Origin of the sequence: Streptomyces sp. SID14478, from assembly GCF_010548525.1 — a bacterium.
Taxonomy (GTDB): domain Bacteria; phylum Actinomycetota; class Actinomycetes; order Streptomycetales; family Streptomycetaceae; genus Streptomyces.
In genome coordinates this window covers 1-242 of the sequence record NZ_JAAGMG010001019.1, presented here as the reverse complement: position 1 = coordinate 242, position 242 = coordinate 1, and the positions used below count along the sequence as shown (strand labels likewise).

At 75.2% G+C, this 242-nt stretch carries 1 pseudogene; it reads right to left on the bottom strand.

Going from position 1 to position 242, the window contains the following annotated elements:
- A pseudogene (locus G3I40_RS32645) lies at positions 1-242 on the bottom strand (hypothetical protein); the annotation flags it as partial.

The window sequence follows — 242 nt, the reverse complement described above, 5'->3', positions numbered from 1 at the left end:
CGGCGCGCCGCGCGGGCCGCGGTACCCGGGCGAAGCCCTCCCGCAGCCGGCGGCAGTGGAAGGGGACGTGGCGTTCCTCGTCGGCCAGGATCAGCCCGGCCACCTCGGCGAGCAGCGGGTCGGGGGAGCCGTCGCGCAGTGCCCGGTAATAGCGCAGGGCCACGACCTCGGCGACCATCAGCACGAGCAGTTCGAGCCGCAGTCCGAGCAGCCGCCGCAGCCGTACGAACGCCGTGTCGCTC